Here is a 22,786-nt window from a genome sequence, read left to right as displayed (position 1 = left end):
GATAACGATGATCAAAGCTAAATTAAAATTCCGACTGCATAAAACAGCTATTATATTGATTTGCATTGCTTTATTAGTATTTCTAATGCAGGGCGTTTCTTATTTTAGCCGTTCTCACCAACAAGCCCAGATGGATCAATTTGAGGAATTGGCAAAAACCTTGGCAAAACAAGTCGCATTCAGCTTATCTGATTATATGGAGAGTGGCAGCAAAGATCTTAATAATGAGCGAATACAGGCTAATTTACATCATCTAACGACAAACAGCCGCATACTTGACGCCAGTGTCTATCTTAACAATGGGACACAGGTTGCCCATAGCGGAGAGGACGTCTCGGTGCGGGATCGTCTATCTTTGGATGGTAAAAAAGCCGGCAGCTATTTTAACTACCAGATAGTCACACCCATCCCAGGAAAAGAGGAGCCAAAAGGTTTTCTACGCCTGACACTGGATACCCACAAATTGGCAACAGAGTCCAAGCAGGTGGATAACACGACTAACTTACTTCGGATCATGATCTTACTCGCTTTAGCAATTGGTTTTATTCTGGCACATAACCTGTTGCAATTAGCCCCAAGCCGCTGGCAACAATCTCCTTATTTGCTGACAGCCAACAGCAAATCAAGTGAAGAAAAAGAGAAATAATTTCTCGCTAAATCATTATTTCACCTTGGTGATTGATTCTGACAATCACCAATAATTTAACCCATTTTCATATTTGCTGAAAAAAACACACAATAATGAATTAATAAAAAATCAAACCAGAGAAAATAACATCCCTCATTCATTTAATACCAGGGATAATAATTACCAATGTTATTTTAACCATAATTACATAATAATATCCTTAGTGACATTTATCACATATTTATCAATCTATAGAATTAAATCAAAAATACCTGACACCAACCATGCAACTCATTAATTAATAAGTCTTTTTACATTATTGCTCATTTTATAACAAAAATATATCTAATTGTTTTTATTATAAATTCCAAACAAACTGTATTTATCAATCATATCAGTACGCAAATCTATATATTGATTATTAAGTTAAATTAATGACTAATAGCGCCCCAAAAATTACATGTCGTGTGCGGGATGCCAAAGAATAATGCAAAAAAAGGCCATTGTTTTTACTAGCTTTCTTATTATTACTACCAGTGTTAAAGCCGCCGAAATATCAGATCAACAACTAATTCATCAACAGGAACGGCAGAAAGCGTTGGAAGCCCAATTAGCACCGCCGCCAGAAGATATTCGTCTGTCTGTTCCTGAAACAGCAGTACCTTCTGAATTTCCTGTCGATACGCCCTGTTTTCCTATTGCGCGTGTCGTTCTTGAAGGCACCGAACATTTTCCTCACTGGTTACCTTTAAAACGTTTAGCTCAACAGGGAGAAAACCACTGCCTGGGTACCCAAGGGATTAATATATTAATGACTCGGATACAAAACCGATTAATTAATCATGGCTATGTCACCAGCAGAGTATTAGCTCCCAGTCAGGATCTTAATTCCAAGACATTAAAGCTGATGATCTTACCGGGAAAAGTTGGGCATATTCGTTATACCACTGAAAGCGGTAATTATATCCAACGGATAACCACATTCCCTCCCCGTGAAGGAAAGTTGCTTGATTTACGGGATATCGAACAGGGATTAGAAAATTTACAACGTTTTCCTACCGTTCAAGCCAGCATGGAAATTGTACCGAATGATCAGTTAGGAGAAAGCGATATCGTACTGGACTGGCGTCAGTCAAGGCATTGGCGACTAGCTAGCTATCTGGATGATTCTGGTTCTAAAAGTACCGGGCGTTATCAAGGCGGATTAACTTTATATCTGGATAATCCTCTTGCGTTGAGTGATCTATTTTATATTTCCGGTGGGCGTGATATTCACTCTCCTTCTGGCCGCAGCAGCAAAAACTACACCATCCACTACTCCCTACCGGTGGGATACTGGATGGCAGGCATCACTGCCAGTAATTACGATTACAACCAAAAGGTAGCCAGGCCAAATGGAGACGACAAATACAGTGGCAAAAGCAAAAACCTGAATGTCCAACTCAGCCGAGTCCTGCATCGTAACGCCAGTCAGAAAACTTCGGTTAACAGTGAAATTTATCGTCGCACATCCAAGAGTTTTATTAATAACCTGGAAATCAGCGTACAGAGCCGGGAAACGGCTGGCTGGAAATTGGGATTATCTCATCGTCACTACATCGGTAAAGCGACTCTGGATGCCGGAGTGACTTACCAACAGGGAACACGCTGGTTTGGGGCTCAACCCGCACAAGAAGAGATCCGCGGTACAGCAACCGCCCTACTTAAAACAACCCAGTTTTCCGCGGCACTTTCTGCGCCGTTTACCCTATTTTCTCAACCATTCATCTATAAAACCCAGTACCTGCGCCAAATAAGCTCCAGGCCATTGACGCCACAGGATCAATTTTCAATCGGCAACCGCTGGACCGTACGCGGATTTGACGGCGAACGCACGCTAAATGGAGATCATGGTTGGTACAGCCGTAACGAACTGGAATGGCAAACGCCACTGAATGGTCAATCCCTGTATTTGGGCATGGATTATGGCGAAATTGGCGGGCCAGGAAATGAGCAACGCCTAGGGAAACATCTGGCAGGTGGCGTTCTAGGCTGTCGCGGCAGTCTTAAAGGCGTGAGCTATGACCTGTTTGCCGGTATCCCGCTATCCAAACCGGATGGCTTTCAAACCTCATCAGTCACCACCGGATTCAGTTTGTACTGGCAGTACTAATTCAGAATAACAACGCAGCCAAAGTTATCGCAGATAAAAAGTGTTAGTGGAGAAAAACAATGAACAAGCATCTGTATCGTATTATCTTTAACAAAGCCCGGAACATGCTGATGGTCGTGTCCGATATTGCCACCTCCGGGCAAGGTAGTACGGTACGCCGTCGTAGTCGTCGGCAATCACCACAATGCCTTTGCCGGTTAACGGCGTTAAGACTCAGTTTATTGTTAGCCACCGGTTGCATCTCCCTAACAGCGCAAGCAAATATCGTGGCCGACGGACAAGCGCCGGGTAATCAGCAACCAACTATCCTAAACAGTGCGAACGGTACGCCACAAATCGATATTCAAACCCCTAACGCCGCGGGTATCTCGCATAATACCTACACCCAATTTGATATTGATAAACGAGGCGTCATTCTTAACAACAGTCACAATGCCGTACAAACTCAACTGGGCGGCATGGTGGCGGGAAATCCGTGGCTTGCCAAAGCGGAAGCCAAAATTATTCTCAATGAAGTGAACAGCATTAACGCCAGCAAACTCAATGGTTGGATAGAAGTCGCCGGACAAAAAGCTGACGTTATTATAGCCAACCCGGCGGGTATCACCTGCAACGGTTGCGGATTCATTAACGCTCATCGCGCCACACTCACCACCGGACAGGCCATAATGGAACAAGGCCGGTTGAAAGGCTTTGATATTGAGCGTGGAGAAGTCCGCATTGAAGACCTGGGACTGGACAGCTCACAACAAAATTACACTGAAATTATTGCCCGCTCGGTGGTAATCAACGGCAAACTGCACGCGAAAGATCTCAAAATCACAACCGGACGTAATATCGTTGACGCGGCTCACCAGAATATTGAGAAAAAAACTGCTGACGGCAGCAAGAATCCATCATTTACGCTGGACGTAGCCGCACTCGGTGGCATGTACGCCAATAAAATCGTGCTGGTGGGTACCGAGTTTGGCGTAGGAGTACGTAACGCCGGCCACATCGGAGCAACCGCCGGTGACGTCCGTATCACGGTTGATGGACAGATTGAGAACAATGGCACAATCGCTGCACGAAGTAACACCACAATCAAAGCGGAGTCGATACAGAGCGCCAAAGGCAGCATCCTGGCCGCCGGAATTGATGATAAAGGGAAAGCCACGCTGCCCGGATCGCTGACACTGACCGCCAAACAGCAAATTCAGGCCAATGGAAAAAATCTGGCAACCAATACTCTGGAAGTACAGAGTAAAAAGATTGATCTCAGCGGCAGCCAAACTTCTGCCAACAACATTCAACTCACTGCCAGTCAGCAAGAGATTAGCACCGCCAACGCTACAGTCACCGCTGACCGCTTTACAGCCAAAACACCAAGCCTATTTAACAATGACGGCGGCACACTGGTAGCACGAGAAATCAACTTAACTACTCCAGACTTATCCAACAAGCAGGGGAAAGTTAATCAAACCGGCAACGGCGAGCTGGTACTGAACACCCAAACACTGAATAACCACGGCGGGACCATTCTCAATGAAGGGAAACGACTGGCTATCACCACAAGAAATCTGGACAACAGTCATGGAAAAATCGCCAATAACGGGAATGATCTGAACCTAATCGTCCACAAGGAGGCGAACAACACGGAAGGAGGGACAATTCAACTCTCCGGTAAAGGTAAACTGTCACTCAACACCCATCAGTGGATAGGTGACGGAGGTAAACTGCTCTCCAATGGTGAACTGGATGTACAAGCCCACAACCTGCAACTGAACAAAGAAGCAGTCACTACCGCCGACAAAATTACAATAAAAACGGACACATTGAGCCATCAGAGTGGAATAATGCAACAGAATGGCAAAGATAATATGTCCCTCACTGCCAAGACTCTGAATAACCAAAATGGCGAGATTAAAGGTAATGGCAACCTGAAAATCGATGCCGCCACCTTAGATAACAGCAAAGGCAAAATCGCTGCAACCGGCGGCGGCACAGAACTGATCATTGAGAAAAACATTGAAAACGCTAACGGACGAATCGAAGCCAAAACAACGCTCACTACAAAAAGTCAGGCGTTGAACAATCACCAAGGATTATTACTGGCTCAACGAATAGACAGCCAAACCAAAGGGCATAAATTCACCAATACCGCAGGACAAGTCATTGCCCAAGAAAAACTCACCCTAAACAGCGGTGAGCTGGATAACACGTCTGGTTTGTTACAATCTGGCAGTGACATGATAGTCAATACTCATGGGCAGAGACTGACTAACGCTAAAAGTGATGACAAAAACAAAAAAGGCATATTAAGCAACGGTAATCTGGAACTCCGCACAGGGGATATCAACAACACCGCCGGCATTATTTCCGCTAAAGGAAAAACCACCCTTAACGCCGGTAACGTTGACAATACCGATGGTCAACTCTTATCACAACAGATGGCGGAACTGACCACACAGACATTAAATAACACTCGTGGACAGATCCAATCAGAATCAAGCCTGTTGCTGGATACCCAAAACCAAACCCTGACCAATATCAACAGTGGCAAAACTGGCGGTATCATTGCCAAGGACTCATTACGCATTTCCAGCGGTAAACTGACTAATGACGCAGGCGTTATCCGCGGTCATGGCATCAATATTGACACCCATCAGCAAGCACTGAGCAACCAAAGCGGCGCCATAACCAGCAAGAAAAACCTTCAACTCGATAGCGGAGAACTCAATAGTACAAGCGGGAAAATAGAATCCACCGGCGATATGACGTTGGACACCCACGGGAAAAAACTAACCACCGCTAAAAGCAGCGACACCGGTGGCGTTATCAGTGAGGGGACGCTGACCTTAACCACAGGCGAGATCGACAACCACGATGGCACCATCGCTGGAACGGGAACAACAACGATAACGGGTGGAGAACTCCACAACCAACGAGGAAAACTTGTCAGCAAAACCGGCCCCCTGACATTAACGGTAAACAAAACTGACAACAGCGGCGGGTTACTACAATCCGCTAGTGACCTGACACTGGATACGCAAGGTGGGCTGCTAACCAACACCAACAGCGGCAAAGACCGGGGCATAATCAGCATAGGCAACATGAAGTTGACGACCCAAGGCGTTAACAACGATGCCGGCCTGATCCATGCGGGTAAAAACCTGATCCTTGACGGGCAAAAGGGAACCATAACCAACCGCGACAGCCAGCCTAATCAGGGTATCCGTAGCTCAGGAGACTTGACGCTGACTGCAAGCGCTATTGATAACCATCAAGGATCTGTAGAAGCTGATAAACAACTCACCGTGACATCCGGGACAGTTAACAATACCGGCGGCCTGTTGAAATCCGGCACAACCCTGTCGCTCAACACCCAAGGCCAGAAACTGACTAACGCACAGAGCGGAGAAAAACGTGGTATCCGCAGCGGCAGTGATCTGACACTGGAAGCCGGTGAAATTGATAACACCGCTGGCCTGATAGATGCACAAGGTGAAACCACGCTAACTAGCCAAAACCTCAACAACACCGGCGGTAAAATCCTCTCGCGGAAAAAAGCCGATCTGACAACACAAGCGGTCAACAACCAACGTGGACAGATACAATCCTCAACCAGTCTGAAATTAGATACACAACAGCATGAACTGACTAGCACCGACGGCAGGATCATCGCGGAAAATGACTTGGAACTGGCTACCGGTAAATTGATCAATGACCACGGATCTATCCGTGGCGATCAAACCCACATTAACACTCATCAGCAAGCGCTAAATAACGTGGCTGGCACCATATTCAGTAAGAAAAACCTACAGCTCGATAGCGGAGAACTTAACAGTACTGGCGGGAGAATAGAGTCTACCGGCGATATGACGCTGGATACGCATGGAAAAAAACTGACCAATGCCAAAAGCGGCAAAACCGGTGGCATTATCAGTAAAGGAACAATGACGCTGACCACCGGCGAAATCGACAACCAAGATGGTTTGATCAAAGGTACAGGAACAACCATCGTTACCGGCGGTGCACTGAAAAACCAAGACGGAACTCTCGCCAGTGAAACCAGCGCACTCACCTTAACCGTGAAAAAAACCGATAACAGCGGCGGCCTGTTGAAATCCGCTGGTGATTTGACACTCGATACACAAGGTGAGCTGCTGACTAACCTCAACAGCGGCGAGACCGGAGGCATAATCGGTACAGGCAATGTCAAGCTGACCGCTCAAGGCATCAATAATGAAGCTGGCTGGATACATGCGGATAAAAACCTGACTCTAGATGGGAAACAAGGCAAAATCACCAACCGCAACAGCCAGCCTAAACAGGGGATCTCAAGCCAGGGAGAGTTGGTAATAACCGCAGGCGCCATCGATAACCAACAGGGAAGAGTCATCGCCGATAAGCAGCTCAACGTGACATCAACAGGAGCCGTTGATAATACCAGCGGCAAAATGCTCAGCCAGCATCAACAACTCACCATGAATACCGGTGAACTGAATAACACGAGTGGTTTGCTGCAATCCAAAACAATTCTTTCACTCAACACCCACGGCCAAAAGCTGACTAATACGCAAAGCGGGAATGACCTCGGCATACGCAGCGGCAGTGACCTGACACTGGAGGCCGGTGAAATTGATAACACCGCCGGCAAGATAGATTCACAAGGCAAAACCACGCTAACCAGCCAAAACCTCAACAACACCAGCGGCAGGATCGTCGCGGAAGACGCTTTAGAACTGACTACCGGTAAACTGATCAATGACCACGGCGATATTCGTGGTAACGAAACCCACATTAACACTCACCAGCAAGCACTAACCAACGTGGCTGGCACCATATTCAGTAAGAAAAATCTAAAACTCGACAGTGGAGAACTCAATAGTACAAGCGGAAGAATAGAATCCACCGGCGATATGACGCTGAACACGCATGGAGAAAAACTGACCAACGCCAAAAGCGGTGAGACCAAAGGCGTTATCAGTAAAGGAACATTGACGCTAACCACTGGCGAGATCGACAACCAAGATGGTTTTATCAAAGGTACAGGAACAACCACCGTTACCGGCGGTGAACTGAAAAACCAAGGCGGAACCCTCGCCAGTGAAACCGGCTCACTCACATTGACCGTGAAAAAAACCGATAACAGCGGCGGCCTGTTGAAATCCAAGGATGATTTGACACTCGATACACAAGGTGAACTACTGACTAACCTCAACAGCGGCAAGACTGGAGGCATAATCAGTACAGGCAATGTCAAGCTGACTACTCAAGGCATCAATAACGAAGCTGGCTGGATCCACGCGGATCAAAACCTGACTCTAGATGGGAAACAAGGCAAAATAATCAACCGCAACAGCCAGCCTAAACAGGGGATCTCAAGCCAGGGAGAGTTGACAATAACTGCGGGCGCTATCGATAACCAACAGGGAAGAGTCATCGCCGATAAACAACTCAACGTGACATCAACAGGAACCGTTGATAATACCAGCGGTAAAATAGTCAGCCAGAATCAACAACTCACCATGAATACCGGTGAACTGAATAACACGAGTGGTTTGCTGCAATCCAAAACAATTCTTTCACTCAACACCCACGGCCAAAAGCTGACTAATACGCAAAGCGGGAATGACCTCGGCATACGCAGCGACAGTGACCTAACCCTAGAAACCGGTGAAATTGATAACACTGACGGTAAAATCCTCTCGAAAGGAAAAGCCGATCTGACAACACAAGCAGTCAACAACCAACGTGGGCTGATACAATCCTCAGCCAGTCTGAAATTAGATACACAACAGCATGAACTCACTAACACCGATAGCGGTAAAAACGGAATCGTCGCAGAAGATGCCTTGGAACTGACTACCGGCAAACTGATCAATGACCGTGGCGATATTCGTGGTAATGAAACCCGCATTAACACTCACCAGCAAGCACTAAACAACGTGGCTGGCACCATATTCAGTAAGAAAAACCTACAGCTCGATAGCGGAGAACTCAATAGTACAAGCGGAAGAATAGAATCTACCGGCGATATGACTCTGAACACTCATGGAGAAAAACTGACCAACGCCAAAAGCGGTGAGACCAAAGGCGTTATCAGTAAAGGAATTATGACTCTGACCACCGGTGAAATCGACAACCAAGATGGTTTTATCAAAGGTACAGGAGCAACCACTGTTACCGGAGGTGAACTGAAAAACCAAGGCGGAACCCTCGCCAGTGAAACCGGCTCACTCACATTGACCGTGAAAAAAACCGATAACAGCGGCGGTCTGTTGAAATCCAAAGGTGATCTGACACTCGATACACAAGGTGAACTACTGACTAACCTCAACAGCGGCAAGACCGGAGGCATAATCAGTGCAGGCAATGTCAAGCTGACTACTCAAGGCATAAATAACGAAGCTGGCTGGATCCATGCGGATAAAAACCTAACTCTAGATGGGCAACAAGGCAAAATAACCAACCGCAACAGCCAGCCTAAACAGGGGATCTCAAGCAAGGGAGAATTGACAATAACCGCGGGCACTATCGATAACCAACAGGGAAGAGTCATCGCCGATAAGCAGCTTAACGTGACATCAACAGGCGCCGTTGATAATACCAACGGTAAAATGGCCAGCCAGCATCAACAACTCACCATGAACACCGGTGAACTGAATAACACGAGTGGTTTGCTGCAATCCAAAACAGCCCTTTCACTCAACACTCACGGCCAAAAACTGACTAATACGCAAAGCGGGAATGACCTCGGCATACTCAGCGGCAGTGACCTGACACTGGAGGCCGGTGAAATTGATAACACCGCCGGCAAGATAGATTCACAAGGCGAAACCACCCTAACCAGCCAAAACCTCAACAACACCGACGGTAAAATCCTCTCGAAAGGAAAAGCCGATCTGACAACACAAGCGGTCAACAACCAAAGCGGACTAATACAATCCTCAGCCAGTCTGAAACTGGATACCCAACAGCAGAAACTAACGAATACCAATAGTGGAAAATTTAACGGAATCCTCGCACTAGGTGGCTTAAAACTGATTACAGGTGAACTCATCAATGATCTCGGATATATCCGTAGCGATGAAACACATATTGATACGCATAAACAGACATTAAGCAATCTGGCTGGCACCATATTTAGCAATAAAAATCTGCGGCTCAACAGCGGGAAGCTCGACAGCACCAGCGGGCTGATAAAGTCTGATGGCAACATGACGCTGGATACTCACGGAGAGAAACTGATCAACGCCAAAAGCGGTAAGACCAAAGGCGTTATCAGTAAAGGAACTATGACACTGACCACCGGTGAAATCGACAATCAGGATGGTGCGATCATCGGTACAGGAGCCACAACAGTTACCGGCGGTAAACTGAAAAACCAAGGCGGAACACTCATCAGCGAAAAAGATGCGCTGACATTATCGGTGAACCAAACTGACAATAGCGGCGGCTTGTTGCAATCCGCAGGTAAGCTGACTCTCAATACGCACGGCCATTCCCTGACCAATAAAAACAGTGTTGATAAAGGCGGCATTCGCAGCCAAGACGATATATCCATTACCAGCGGTGACTTACATAATCAGGTCGGCATGATTACTAGTCGTAAAATCACAACCCTGAACACTGCCGCCGTGAATAATACTCAGGGCACCATTGCTGGTACTCAACAGATAAAACTCACTACCCAAGCATTCAATAACCAACAAGGCACCGTCGATTCTGATGGCAACCTGAACCTCAACACCCAAGGCCAACGCTTGGATAACCAAGGTGACAAAGATAAATCAGGCGAATTCTCTGCCCAAGGAGATTTGACACTGGATATCGGTGAGTTAAACAACGACGCCGGTTTTATCGCCGCTGATGGCAAAACTAAGATTACCAGTACCACCCTCACCAATAAAAAAGGACGGATTGCGGGCAACAGTGGACTGGACATTCATAGCCAAACACTTACCAATCACAGTGGCTCATTAAAGTCAGCAAAAACTATCAATATTGACACGAACGGGCAGCTACTGAACAACCAACACGGCCAGATTATGAGCGATGGCAACACCACTGTAACCAGCGGCAAACTGGATAACCAACACGGACACATTCAGGGTAAAAAACTCACCATCGACACCGGGCAAGCCGATACGGATAACCAAGACGGTAAGCTATTGTCAACAGACACCATGAGCCTGAAGGCCCTACAGCTCGACAACCGCCGCGGGCAGGTCAACGCCATAGGTGACGCGACGATTGACGCGCAAGAACAAACGAACAACACTGGCGGCTTTATCCACAGTGACCACCAACTGACACTCAAAACAGCAGAACTCATTAACCGAGAGGCTAATCACCCTGACCAGGGTATCGAAGCCCAAGACCTGATAATTGAAGCTCAACAGGTGGATAACACCCAAGGCGCATTACGGGGAACCAACCGCCTACAAGCCATCATTAGCCAATCACTGAAAAACGAACAAGGTCTGGTTTCTGGTGGAAAACAACTCACCATCAAAGATGAAACCCAGAAACTGACGGTGAATAACCAGCAAGGTACACTGATTGGGAGTGAAAAGGTCAATATTAAAGCCAACTCCTTGAGCGGTGACGGCCAGACCTTATCGCAGGGCGATATGGAGGTAATATTAAAACAGGACTTCCACAACACTGGTAACATCGCCGCCGACGGTAAGCTGTCTCTGAAAACCGACGGCAACATTATCAATGACAGCACAATTAAAGCTTGGCAAACATTGCATCTGGGAGCCCAAAACCTCACCAATACCCAGACTGCGGAAATCAGTGCCAAGCAAACCGAAGTCAATGTCCGCAACACGCTGACCAACACCGGATTCATTGACGGCGAATTGACCCATCTCACCGCTAAAGTACTGGACAACACCGGAACCGGACGTATTTACGGTGACCAAATAGCCCTCAAGACCGGCACTCTCAATAACACAGCGAAAGATGGCAAAGCCGCTGTCATTGCCGCCCGGGACCGATTAGATATCGGCACCGGGACTCTCAACAACAGTGACCATGCCCTGATTTACAGCGTGGGTGACATGCGCATTGGTGGACAACTGGATGAGAATCTGACTGCTACCAGTCTGGCCGGGATGCTCAACAACGACGCGGCAACCATTGAAGCCAGAGGTAACCTAAGGATTGATGCCACTATTATCAAAAATACCAACAAAGGTCTGGTCACCCAAGTCGTAGAAACAGAAAAATCCCAGCGTCATGAAGCAGTATTAAGCGGCCATACCACCCGCTATGACTGGTCACAGGTGAAAATTATCTGGATAGATACTTTTTTTGATTTATACTATGCAATTATGCCTGACGGCAATAAAAATAATAAATTTTACGAGTATCTGTACTCCCGTACCATCACAGAAACCCAGATAAAAGAGAGTGATCCGGGTAAAATTCTGTCCGGGGGTAATATGACCCTGAACAGCACAATGCTAACCAACAACGACAGTCAAATCGTGGCAGGCGCAACCCTGAGCGGTAATATTGACGAGTTGCACAATAACGCCACCAAAGGCGAACGTGTCACTACAGATCAAGGCAGCCAGAAACGATGGAAACGAAGATCGGCATTTAAAAAACATACAAGACACTGGCGCGATTATCGCCCAGCACCGACAATCGAAACCATTGACCTGAAAGCCCTAGCCTGGCAGGGCAATACTCGTCCAGACGCCACCGGCATAACAATCGGTGACAGGCAGCAAAGCCGTGTTCAAAGCGCGCCGGTTGGGATTAACCAGACCTCAAGAATGGCGGAAGCCGGTGAAGTTACGTTCACAAACGCCACTATCAACGCCATCACACTACCGAACAGGGGCATACCGATCGATCGTCCATTTCTTTCTCCTACAGGCCAACAAACCGAGCAGATATTATCGTCCGGCACCGTGGCACTACCAAACCGGGACGCATTGCCTGAACACCCCACACTTCCGCCTACCGGTCAACAAACTGAGCAAATATTATCGTCCGGCACCGTGGCACTACCAAACCGGGACGCACTGCCCGAACACCCCACACTTCCGCCCACTAGTCAACAAACTGAGCAGATATTATCGTCCGGCACCGTGGCACTACCAAACCGGGACGCATTGCCTGAACACCCCACACTCTCGCCGGCTCAACAGACTGAACGAGTACTCCCCCCTGCCACTGTCACCCTACCAAACAGTGTTACATTAGATGAACGTCCACTGGTGTTACCGACCGGCCAACAATTTGAACTAACACTACCACCGGATACCGTCAAAGGCCAAAGCGTCGAACCGCTGATCCGCGTCATCGCCCCAGACACCCGCTTGCCGGACAACAGCCTGTTTGTCGTACAGCCGGGCAGTGACAGCCATTATCTGGTGGAGACCGACCCTAAATTCACCCAGTATAAAAAATGGCTGGGTACGGATTATATGCAACAACAGTTAACTCTTGACCCGACACTGGCACATAAACGCCTGGGAGATGGGTTCTACGAACAGCGTCTAGTGCGTGAGCAAATCACCCAACTGACCGGGCAGCGTTATCTGGCCGGACACAACAACGATGAAACCCAGTTCAAAGCACTAATGGAAGCTGGCGTTGCCTTCAGCAAACGGCAACAACTTACCCCCGGTATTGCACTGAGCCCGTCACAGATGGCACTGCTCACCTCAGACATTATCTGGTTGACCAACCGGACCGTGACTCTGGCAGATGGCACAAAACAGACCGTGACCGTGCCACAAGTCTACGCTCGCGTGAACAAAGGCGACCTGACCGGTGACGGCGCCCTGCTCTCCGGCAAAAACGTGACAATAAATAGCCGAGGAGATATCACCAACAGCGGCGCCATCAGCGGACGTGAAATAACCAAACTGACAGCGAACAATCTGACCAACAGCGGCTTTATCCAAAGCGGCAAAGTGGATTTAACCGCCCGACAGGACATCACCAACCTCGGCGGACAAATTCAGGGCCGCGACCACGTTTCCGCACGGGCAAACCGGGATATCATCAGTACCTCTACCCTGCGCGGAGAAGGTGCTGACCGCTGGCTGGACCGACAGGCGGGTATTTACGTCCAAAATGACAACGGCACCGTGTCGTTGAAAGCCCTTAACAACATCCGTCTCACAGCCAGTAACGTGGAGAATGCTGGTAAAGACAGTCACACTGAGATAATAGCAGGTCGTGACTTGACGTTGGATACCCTCAAAATACAGCACACTGAAAATAGTAATAGAAGAAAATATAACTCCCGCCACCTAACGCAACAAACAGAAATGGGTAGCCAGGTGAATAGCGGAGGAAATCTAAACGTACAAGCAGATCAAGATATCTCACTCACCGCTAGCCAGTTAAGAGCCCAAAATAGCGTCATCCTGTTGGCTGGACAGGATATTCACCTAAATGCGGCTCAGAAATCATACCATCTAGTAGATAACGGATATGAAGTACGCCAGACCAGCAAAGAAGTTAGCCATATCTCTAGCGGCGATAAACTATCGTTGAACGCTGGCCGAGATATCTCCACTCAAGCAACAAAAATGACAGCCAAAAGTTCCGCACAACTAATAGCAGGCCGTAATATGACACACGGTGCTATCGAACAAGTGGACTACAAAGCCAGCAAAGGCCATAAAAGACAAGTGATAGATGAGCACCGCCGTCAGCAAGTAACAGAAATCACCAGCGGCAAAAACACGGCACTAACAGCTGGACATGACCTGATATTAAAAGGTACACAGGTTCAAGCGAAAAATGATATAACCGCACAAGCAGGTCATGACATTGCGCTTAAGTCAGTGACCGAAAGCGATTACCATTTCTTTGAAGAGACTAAAACCAAGAGAAAAAGGTTTTCAAAAACCACTACTCATACAGTGCGTGAAGATTTTGTCACTCATGAAAAGGGAGCTACCCTGTCCGGCAATAACATTCAAGTCGTAGCCGATCATAATATTACCATGTTAGGCTCTGCTGTTGCAGGGGATCAGAAGGTAGCCGTAATTGCCGGGAATGATATCAATGTGATGTCTAGCGCTGAACAACAGACCCATTACTCAATGACTCAAAAGAAAAAGAGCGGGTTATTCAGCAGCGGTGGTATCGGCTTCACCATCGGTAAAGCCAAACAAAAATCCACCACCGACATTGACAGTAACCTCAGCAAAGGCAGTACTGTAGGCAGCAGCCAAGGCAGTGTAACACTCAACGCCGGGCAACAGCTCAACATTCACGGCAGTGATGCGGTGGCTGGCCGCGATATGCAACTTTCCGGTCAAAACATTAACATCACCAGCGCAGAAAACAGTCACACCGCCATCACCAAAACCGAACAGAAACAAAGCGGCCTGACCGTAGCCCTGTCCGGCACCGCAGGCGGGGCCCTGAATTCCGCTGTTCAAACCGTTCAGGCGGCCAGAAGTGAAAGTGACAGCCGTATCAAGGCTTTACAAGGCACCAAAGCCGCCCTGAGCGGAGTACAGGCTGTCCAGGCAGCCCGGCTGGCCAACGCCAAAGGCGGTGACGACAAAGCCAACAACAATCTGGTTGGCGTCAACCTCTCCTACGGCAGCCAATCCTCCCGGTCAGAACTGAAACAGCATCAGACCACTCAACAGGGCAGCAGCCTGATGACCGGGGATAATCTCACCCTCACCGCTTCCGGTGCTCCAGACCAGAACGGCGATATTCGTATTCAGGGCGGCCAGTTGCAGGCGGGTAAAGACCTGCAACTCAATGCCAGCCGGGATATCCAGCTCTCCTCCAGCCAGAACACCGAACAGACCACCGGCAAAAACAGCAGTCGCGGTGGTTCACTAGGCGTCGGTTTCACTGCCGGACCGGGGGGCACGGGTATCAACCTCTCCGCCAGTGTCAACTACGGCAAAGGCCGTGAAAGCGGCAACGGCGTCAGCCATAATGAAACTACGCTGGATGCGGGACAAACCGTCACCCTCAACGCCGGTCGGGATGCGACGCTCAAAGGCGCTCAGGTCAGCGGCGAACAGATTACCGCCGACGTCAAACGCCACCTGACGCTCAGCAGCGAACAGGACAGCAACCGCTACGATATGAAGCAACAAAACGTCAGTGCCGGCATCAGTGCCAATGTCGGTCCGGGTTCAGGCGGCTCATTGAACCTCAGCGCCAGCCGCGACAAAATCCACAGCAACTTTGACTCCGTACAAGAGCAAACTGGACTGTTTGCCGGTAAAGGCGGCTATCAAGTGAAAGTGGGTGAACACACCCAACTTGACGGTGCAGTCATTGCCAGTACCGCAGACAAAGACAAAAACACCCTCGATACCGGCACTCTCGGCTTTGGCGATATCAAAAACAAAGCGGATTTTAAAACTGAACACCATAGCGTGAATATCAGCACTGGCGGCTCAGTCGGCGGCATGTTACTCAGTAATATGGCGGCCAATACCCTGGGCGGCGCTAACCGGGAAGGCCACGCCCAAAGCACCACTCATGCCGCGGTCAGTGACGGCGCCCTGATTATCCGGGATAAAGACAACCAGCAACAGGATATCACCCCCCTCAGCCGGGATACCGACCATGCCAACAATGCCCTCAGTCCTATCTTTGACAAAGAGAAAGAGCAGCAACGGCTGAAACAGGCCCAACTGATTGGCGAAATCAGTGCGCAGGTGATTGATATCGCCAGTACCGAAGGGGCCATTATCGCCACTAAAGCGGCCCACGCTAAACTGGAAAACATCAGTGACCTGGATAGAGAAGCGGCTCAAAAGAAACTGGAAAACGCAGGCAAAACCAACATTACGCCTGAGCAAATTAAAGACCAGATTTACAAAACCGCCTATAACCAGGCATTAAATGAGTCTGGCCTTGGTACAGGAGGGAAATATCACACTGCTTTACAGGCGGCTACCGCGGCCATTCAGGGACTCGCGGGCGGAAATATTGGTCAGGCGCTGGCAGGTGGCGCTTCCCCTTACCTGGCTGGCGTGATTAAAGACCTGACTACCGACCCGAAAACCCATCAAGTCGATGTCGTCACCAATACCCTGGCCCATGCCATTCTGGGGGCAGTAGCCGCCGAAGTCAGTGGTAACAATGCGCTGGCGGGCGCAACAGGAGCGGCGGGCGGTGAACTGGCCGCACGAGAACTGATGAAGCATATTCACGGAGAAAATGCTAAAGTCAGTGACTTAAGTGAAGAGGAAAAACAGACCATCAGCACCCTCTCCACCCTGGCGGCAGGGCTGGCAGGCGGCATTGCCGGTGACTCCACCGGAAGCGCCGTCACCGGTGCCCAGGCCGGGAAGAATGCGATTGAGAATAACTTCCTGAGTGTGAATGAGCTGGACAACTTTGCGCACCAAGCCCGGACCTGTGAAGGGGAAAGTTGCAAGCAGGTGATCAAGGATATGGTGGAGACCAATATCCGTAATCAGCAGGAAATGATGGATTTCTGCAACAGCAACCCGAACCAATGTGCGCAGAAGTATGGTTATCTGGTTGATCAGTGGCCGGTGTTTGAGCATACCCTCAAAAATATGGACCGGGACGGCACATTGCCGGTTGAGTTCAGAAATTACCTGTCGGCAGTGAATACGCTAGGTCAGGCGGCTACAGGCAAGGTAGGCGAACTCGGCTGGTCAAAGCGCTTTGAGGCAATGGGCATGAGTCCTGAAACTGCCCAAGCAATGGCGATGACATTACCGATTGTGGTTGAGGGAGCCAGAGGGGCGAAGTCCTCACCATCATCTTCGAAAGTCACGACAAATAACCAAGGCATTAATTGGAAAGCCAGTGAAGGGCAATACAGTCAGAAGAATCAAGGCACAGTCACAAATGTTGAGTCTCCGGCAGGTAAATTTGATGGGAAGACATCGCGTAACGAAACAGGTGAAGTGACACAGAGTACTACTGTCAAAGCGGAAACCAGTAAGACATTAATATATCATGAGAATTTTGGTGGTCATGCGATAGAAAGGCATGTTGGTAAATCTGATGCTCAATTACTTGCTAGATTTAAGAATGAACCAAGAGTACTGGCATCATCGACATTTACTGATATGAAAACGGCAGAATGGGCAGTAGGTAATGGTATAGCAGCAAACAGGGATAAATTAACCACATTTATGGCAGGAAATGACACAAGAATAGTATTTGAGCATAAAATGCCAGTGAATGTAGGGCGAGTAATACCAAAAGGCAGCACAAAGTCTCATGAGTCAAACAATATAGTGATTGTTATTGATAAAGATCCTTTAATGCCTAACGGTTACCGTATCCAAACTGCTTATCCTAAATAAATTGGGAGAAAGGAATGAAAATAGAAAATATTCGTTATTTATTAGGTTGTTACTTCCATCAAGATTGGGACTGTGAGGCACCAACAGATGAGGGAATCATGAAGCTTTTTGTGGAAAAAGAGCAGACAGAGAAAGTTATGCTTTTAAAAAAGGAATTTGAAGAGATATTGAATAGTAGTGAGGAGTTAACAGAGAATTTTCTTTATGAGAATAATGGATATTATTCTCCATCAGAGGATGGATTAACCGTCTTGCAATGGTTCAAAAAGTTGAATGATTATTTATAGTTAATATCTAAAGTACCAATAGATAGGAAGATCCCAGCCAAATGAACCGCCCCCCGAAAGTTGGACACCCAATAAGTAGGGGAAAGCTCTGTATGAAGAATTACAGGAAATATTCACTCACATTTTAAGTGGGTACTGCTTCATTAAACTTGGTAGAACACAGCAGACAGACCAGTAAAGGCTTACTCTCAAAATCCTCCGTCGAAACCCACGATGAAGTGCATAAACGCCGAGCGCAGAGCACTACGCTCAGCGGCGACAGCGTGACTGTACCGGCCGGGAATAATCTGAATATCACTGGCAGTAATGTGGCGACACTCAGGATGTTAATCTGGCCGTAGGCAATCAGCTCACCATCACCACCGCTGATGAAGCTCGTCATGAAACACTCTTCAAACAAGGGATATCCCCCCAGTCAACGGCAATCACACATAAGGAGAGTTGTCAGATTAACACCGAGATAATACGGTTAAAAATCAGGGGAATATCATTATGAAGTGACGCATTCCCCAACAGACGATCTACACGTTTTATTTTGTTTTTAACCTGAATCCACTCCGGCAAAAATCGCCCAACCCTAGCCAATATCAGTGATGCCCCTCTGGTCAACACGACAGTGGCTTGACGAGCAGGCATAGCAGTTTATCTCGCTGAAATTATTGGTACTATCAGTAGATCACATAACGTTATGCCTGCCCCATTTTTTCTGGTATTCCTCAGCGCACGGCGGCGGGGAGATTCAGTCTTATTTGTTTATTCTATGAAATGTATCAGTTCCTGAGTTTATTGATGCCCATTCGTCTTTAATATCCTCAGGTCTACTGGTCATCATCCATAAGGTAGTAATTTTTTCTGGAAAACTATTTTTAGCCGTTGTTGTCTGTGTTGTTACAATGAAAGGTGAATTTATATCAATTTGACCTACCCATGAAGTTATCGCAGCATATTCATCCCAATTCACAAGAAAGACAATGAGGTTTCCACATATGTTCCCTGTGATACTTCCTGTCGTTGAACCTCCCCCTGCGCTTACAGCGCTAATATATTTACCTGTAAAAAATGCGCTTTTATTTGGTTGTATAATTTCTATTGTAGAACCAAGTTCGTTAGCCCATTTTCCTGATATGTCTGCATTGTTACTATCTATGTTATCTAAGCCGATCATTCTCTTTGTAGCGACAGATTTTCTAATTATTTCTTCAAGTAACATAGGTCCTCTCCACTAAGTATGATTGAACTTTTTTGGTGTCTTAATGACAATGATAAGTATAATTCATATCTTTTATCTTTCGTGTTGTTTTGTTGAAGAAAATTAATTTGCTGATATATATGACTTTATAATCTAATGACACTCTGATCAATATATATTATGTAGAGTAATTTATTATAGAAATAATGGTGGAATGGTTTTATTTAATTAGAAAATTATTTTTTCCATAGTCGGAATGAAACATTGATTTTTTTAGCGATTAAATATTTTTCACTACATTTAAAGTAATAAAACCCCGTATGACAACGGGGTTGTGGAGAAATTAATTTAATTTATTACCTTAGTTTATTGCTTTAATGTTTATTAATATGATGTGCGTTAATTGATTTTAATCCCAGATCACATTAAAGACATAAAAAGCAGCATAGTTTAAATAAAATCGTAGACTAGACTGATTAAAACAATGTAAAGCCGTTTAATCCAGCGTATTTTACAGTTTTAAATAATAAATTAAAAACAATAACACTACAATTAACCAGAATAATGTACAGACTCAATTGGTTTGAAGCTTTTAGCTATTTACTCAATAAAGCTGAAAAACTATCTATTCCTGAATTAGAAAAAGCATTGTTCTACTTTTATTGCGCAAAAAAAGATCCGAAACCATATCCTGTTCCTAAGGGGCTTTTTGATAAATTGATAGAAAGGTATCAGGTATTAAAAACCGAGTCTTATGCAGATTTTTATCATCTGCATGAAACATACAATGATTTTATTAAAGCTTATTTTGTAGTGAATCGTATTTGAAACCACATAGACTCGCATTTATCCCTTTTTTCTGCTCACATTAACTGTAAATGAAAAGTACTCTCTGTTCGCATTAAGTAAAAATGTGCTCGCATTTATTCTGTCCCGCTCGCATTTTATTGCGCCGGACTCACAATAAATGCAAATCAAAAACTGGTAGATTGACGTAAATTTTTTTCGGAATTACGGAACCGCGGTCAGTATGCAACCAGTCATCATGAGTGTATAACCCCATAAGCACGCGCCGATCCATCTGAAAACATGTAATATCCGCGCCTGAAACCGGATATCTCGGTCTCAGGCAGTAGCGTTCGGATAAGACCCAATGACAAAAACCTTTTGCACTGTCGTTACAGTTTTCCCTGACTTTACTTCTGGAGCTGACGAAGGGACAGGCTGTAAATATACTCATATGCGGGAGACTGTTCCGGATAGACTAACTGAATCTGCAAGGGCAACTCGATTCCAGGGTCAATCGTGTGGCCACTCTTGTTCGTCAGGTAAACCATCTCGCCATCCACACGTTTTTCCAGCCAGTTTTTTTGTGTTTCATACCAGGTGTCGGACACCCTGGCTCCCAGAGGGAGCTCGAAAGAAAGTTCCCACAAGGTCACCCGGACGTTGGCTGACTTCATTGTCAACATATAGCTGTATTTATATCCCCCCTCCTCAACCCAACTGCTCTGGAATGTCTGTAAAACCTCAAGCTCCCTCTCCGCGGTGACATTAACCAATGCAACCTTGTTACTGTCACCATCGTTCGTGTATCCGGGCGGCAGCGTCAGCGAACAGATAAGCCGGGTGCTGCCTGTTTTATCGACAACCGGAATGAGTTCAACATCACTCACGACTGAATCATTCGGGGGAAGATAAACTTCAGGCGAGAAATCACCTACAGTAAAAAGAGTTGTATCACCCGACACTATATCCACCCCAAGGCTGTCAACTGGCTGTTCACTTTCGTTGGTAAATTTGACAAGGATCTGACGGGACTCACCAGTCACTAAAGAAATATCCCGATCCAGGGTAATGCGGAGCGTTACAGCAGTCTGGACTTTTACCTGTACAACACGCTGTGAGTCCCCCGTATTATCGAATTCCTCTGGCAGAATGAGGCTAAACGTCAGAGCCGACTCCCCGTTCTTAAGTCCTGTAACAGGAACAGGGACAGTAACGCTATCGTTCAACGGAATCGTTCCTGGTTGGGAAAACGTCCCTACAGACAGAATATCCCTATTCGCCGCAACAGCTTTAAGTTCCGTTACCGGAATATCCATAGTACTTAAATTTTTGATGATTAACTCAACAGATTCCGTTTTATTTAATCCTATACTGATTGGGTCGATTGATTCCATTGTCAACTGAACGGAAAAAAATTCTACTCGAACCTGTACGGGATAAACATTATCACCTTGGTTAATAAATCCGACTGGAGTATGGAGGGTAAAGGTTAATGACGTCTGACCTGCTCGACTACCGGTTACAGGTACTCTGACAATAATGGCGCTTTTTGCCGGGACAGTTCCGGGTTGTTCAAATGCACCTATGGACACCACGCCAGCATTGCTAACGCTTACCTCTAACGTGGTGTCTGGCACCATAATATCACTCAGGTTCTCAATTGTTAGTTCAAGCTCGACAGATTCTTTAATTTTCAGGACGACAGGGCTGGCAGAGGACATTTTCAGTTCAACCAGCTCAACCGGTGCGGCTACAACAGACCGAGTTTTATCATTCCACCCCTGTTCGACAAGTGACGGGATATCACTCATTGAGGAAACATTCAGGATTTGTCCATTAAGGTTAAGGCCAGCTACGAGGGTTGCAGCCTGACTCATCTTGTTTACCACACAGGAAACTCCGTCATGGTGACCCACATCAAAACCATAATATTCGAGCTGCGCCTGGTCGAGCTGAACATTTGGCGCAATCAGTAGGATATCACCCAGTTCTTCCATGTTAAAATTAATATTGGTATAAAGTGCCATTTTTCCCTGGGGACATTTATCTTTTCCCGCGGCATTTTTAATCAGTTCGACATCATCGCTCATAGGTTAATACCTCATGTTGATTTAATTAAAAGGAAATGTCATTTTCATGAAATTTATCAGAATGCATACATTACCTTGCCTTGAATCAAGCAAAAATAAGATTAGGTCGAAAATATTATCCTGTAAAGTTAGGTGCCTAATTCAAACTACCATGCTGCATGCAACTATCACGACACATTAATAATTAGCCTATCCCTCTGAGTTTAAATGATAAATAATAAAATGAAATACTCATAGAGAAACATTAACTTCTGATATATATAATAGACATAAATAAGATTTCATAATAGTGCTACACTCATTTTTTGTCTTCCTGGCTTTTGCTGTGATGAAAACGATGCCAAAAAGGCATCAACAT

8 protein-coding genes and 1 pseudogene are annotated in these 22,786 nt (G+C 46.6%); 5 read left to right on the top strand and 4 right to left on the bottom strand.

Annotated elements, in window-relative coordinates:
- The first annotated feature begins 7 nt into the window (after nucleotides 1-7).
- The 4 genes from Phpb_RS04560 (at nucleotide 8) to Phpb_RS04545 (ending at nucleotide 18,360) form a co-directional block, all read left to right on the top strand.
- Nucleotides 8-646 carry a YtjB family periplasmic protein gene (locus Phpb_RS04560; RefSeq protein WP_065389374.1) on the top strand — a complete coding sequence of 213 codons (639 nt, stop codon included), beginning with the start codon at nucleotides 8-10 and terminating at the stop codon, nucleotides 644-646.
- Between the two features lie 469 nt (nucleotides 647-1,115).
- Complete coding sequence (locus Phpb_RS04555; protein WP_065389373.1) at nucleotides 1,116-2,780, top strand: ShlB/FhaC/HecB family hemolysin secretion/activation protein; 1,665 nt, start codon at nucleotides 1,116-1,118, stop codon at nucleotides 2,778-2,780.
- Nucleotides 2,781-2,839: 59 nt separating this feature from the next.
- Nucleotides 2,840-18,073: a hemagglutinin repeat-containing protein gene (locus Phpb_RS27210; protein ID WP_065389372.1), complete on the top strand. Its 15,234-nt coding sequence runs from the start codon at nucleotides 2,840-2,842 to the stop codon at nucleotides 18,071-18,073.
- Between the two features lie 14 nt (nucleotides 18,074-18,087).
- Nucleotides 18,088-18,360 (top strand): contact-dependent growth inhibition system immunity protein, encoded by a 273-nt coding sequence (locus Phpb_RS04545; protein ID WP_065389371.1) that lies wholly within the window; start codon nucleotides 18,088-18,090, stop codon nucleotides 18,358-18,360.
- A gap of 124 nt (nucleotides 18,361-18,484) precedes the next feature.
- On the opposite strand, the gene Phpb_RS04540 is transcribed toward Phpb_RS04545, so the two are convergent.
- From Phpb_RS04540 to Phpb_RS04530, 3 genes and pseudogenes are all read right to left on the bottom strand, one after another.
- Nucleotides 18,485-18,742, bottom strand: coding sequence for a hypothetical protein (locus Phpb_RS04540; protein WP_065389370.1), 258 nt, complete (start codon nucleotides 18,740-18,742; stop codon nucleotides 18,485-18,487).
- A 65-nt stretch (nucleotides 18,743-18,807) separates the two neighbouring features.
- Nucleotides 18,808-18,981, bottom strand: a pseudogene (locus Phpb_RS27495) (IS4 family transposase); the annotation flags it as partial.
- A 124-nt stretch (nucleotides 18,982-19,105) separates the two neighbouring features.
- A complete protein-coding gene (locus tag Phpb_RS04530) occupies nucleotides 19,106-19,570 on the bottom strand; it encodes an avidin/streptavidin family protein (protein WP_205634736.1) in 465 nt (154 codons plus the stop codon).
- A 543-nt stretch (nucleotides 19,571-20,113) separates the two neighbouring features.
- Here Phpb_RS04530 and Phpb_RS04525 point away from each other — a divergent pair.
- Nucleotides 20,114-20,377 (top strand): hypothetical protein, encoded by a 264-nt coding sequence (locus tag Phpb_RS04525; RefSeq protein WP_205634735.1) that lies wholly within the window; start codon nucleotides 20,114-20,116, stop codon nucleotides 20,375-20,377.
- A gap of 368 nt (nucleotides 20,378-20,745) precedes the next feature.
- Here the strand turns inward: Phpb_RS04525 and Phpb_RS04520 are convergent, their stop codons facing one another.
- Nucleotides 20,746-22,428, bottom strand: a complete 1,683-nt coding sequence (locus Phpb_RS04520) for a hypothetical protein (RefSeq protein ID WP_065389368.1) — start codon at nucleotides 22,426-22,428, stop codon at nucleotides 20,746-20,748.
- Nucleotides 22,429-22,786 lie beyond the last annotated feature (358 nt).

Source organism: Photorhabdus namnaonensis (assembly GCF_001684335.1).
Classification (GTDB): domain Bacteria; phylum Pseudomonadota; class Gammaproteobacteria; order Enterobacterales; family Enterobacteriaceae; genus Photorhabdus; species Photorhabdus namnaonensis.
This window is presented reverse-complemented; position numbering and strand designations above follow the sequence as displayed.